The sequence below is a fragment of the Rhizobacter sp. P1_G5 genome, from assembly GCF_056405435.1.
Map to the genome: position 1 here is coordinate 1 of NZ_JBFUCB010000919.1, position 1,698 is coordinate 1,698.

A 1,698-nucleotide genomic window follows, 5' to 3' on the forward strand; every position below is an offset into this window, starting at 1 on the left:
ACCCAGCGGCCCCCATGGAACCGGCTTTGCCGGGCCATCGGGGGCGCCCCCCCGGGGGGGAGGCGCGAAGCGCTTCGGGGGGGGTCAAGGTCTGACCCGCATGTCGTGCATCGTGGGCATCATGTTGCTGTTCATGTGGAACATCACCCACAACGAACCGCTCAGCGTGATCACCACCAGCACCAGCGTGAAGATCAGCGCCAGCATCGTCCAGCCGCCTTCCGAGCGGGCGTTCATGTGCAGGAAGTACACCATGTGCACGACGATCTGCACCGCGGCGAAGCCGAGGATCACCAGCGCGGTGGTGCTGGAGTTGTTGAACGCCTTGCCCATCACCAGCCAGAACGGGATCGCCGTCAGGATCACCGACAGGATGAAGCCGGTGGCGTAGCCCTTCAGCGTGCTGGGAGCGTGGCCGCTGTCGTGACCGTGGTCATCGTGGTGATCGTGATCGTGGTCATGTGCGCTCACGGCAGCACCCCCATCAGGTAGACGAACGTGAAGACGCCGATCCAGACGACGTCCAGGAAGTGCCAGAACATCGACAGGCACATCACGCGGCGGCGGTTCGGCGCGGTCAGCCCGTGCTTGCCGAGCTGGAACATCAGCGTGACCAGCCAGACGATGCCGAAGGTGACGTGCAGGCCGTGCGTGCCCACCAGCGTGAAGAACGACGACAGGAACGCGCTGCGCTGCGGGCCGGCGCCTTCGTGGATCAGGTGCGCGAACTCGTACAGCTCCAGGCTCAGGAAGCCCAGGCCGAACAGCCCGGTGACGCCCAGCCACACCAGCGTGGCGCGCAGCCGCTTGCGCTGCATCTCGAGCACCGCGAAGCCGTAGGTGATCGACGACAGCAGCAGCAGCGAGGTGTTCACCGCCACCAGCGGCAGGTCGAACAGGTCGGCGCCCGACGGGCCGGCCGCGTAGCTGCGGCCCAGCACGCCGTAGACGGCGAACAGGCACGCGAAGACCAGGCAGTCGCTCATCAGGTAGAGCCAGAACCCGAGCAGGGTGCCGTTCTCCGGATGGTGTTCCTCGCGCAGGTAGTAGCGCGGCGCGGTCGGGTCGACCGCGGCAGGGTTCAAGGTGAGATCAGACATGGGCAGCGAGCATCTGGGTGCGTGCGTTCTCGGTGCGGACGACTTCATCCGCGCCGATGTGGAAGTCGCGCTTGTAGTTGAAGGTGTGGACGATGATCGCCGCCATCATCGCGACGAAGCCGAGCACGGCCGGCAGCCACATCTGCCAGATCATCGCGAAGCCGACCGCCGCCGCGAGGCCGGCGATGATGAAGCCGGCGCCGGTGTTCTTCGGCATGTGGATCGGGATGAAGCCGTCGGTCGGGCGCTCGAACTTGTTGGCCTTCATGTCGTACCAGGCGTCGTTGTCGTGCACCACCGGCGTGAACGCGAAGTTGTACGACGGCGGGGGCGAGGCGGTCGACCACTCGAGCGTGCGGCCGTCCCACGGGTCGCCGGTCACGTCGCGCAGCTGTTCGCGCCGCATGAAGCTCACCACCAGCTGGATCAGGAAGCTGCCGATGCCGAGCGCGATCAGGAACGCACCGAACGCGGCGATCACGAACCAGATCTGCAGCGACGGATCCTCGAAGTGGCTCAGGCGGCGCGTGACGCCCATCAGGCCCAGCACGTACAGCGGCATGAACGCGAAGAAGAAGCCGGTCTGCCAGAACCAGAA

At 66.1% G+C, this 1,698-nt stretch carries 2 protein-coding genes and 1 pseudogene; all 3 read right to left on the reverse strand.

Annotated features, from left to right (window positions below):
- Positions 1 to 84 precede the first annotated feature (84 nt).
- Positions 85 to 471: a cytochrome o ubiquinol oxidase subunit IV gene (gene cyoD / locus AC1D12_RS32700; protein WP_047511671.1), complete on the reverse strand. Its 387-nt coding sequence runs from the start codon at positions 469 to 471 to the stop codon at positions 85 to 87.
- Positions 468 to 1,100, reverse strand: coding sequence for a cytochrome o ubiquinol oxidase subunit III (gene cyoC, locus AC1D12_RS32705; RefSeq protein ID WP_465112427.1), 633 nt, complete (start codon positions 1,098 to 1,100; stop codon positions 468 to 470). The genes cyoD and cyoC overlap by 4 nt, the downstream gene beginning before the upstream one ends.
- A pseudogene (locus AC1D12_RS32710) lies at positions 1,093 to 1,698 on the reverse strand (cytochrome o ubiquinol oxidase subunit I); the annotation flags it as partial. The pseudogene AC1D12_RS32710 and the gene cyoC, both read right to left, overlap by 8 nt.

Coding starts and splice junctions, on each gene's coding strand:
- cyoC (WP_465112427.1), bottom strand. CDS start 1,100: ATGTCTGATCTCACCTTGAACCCTGCCGCGGTCGACCCGACCGCGCCG.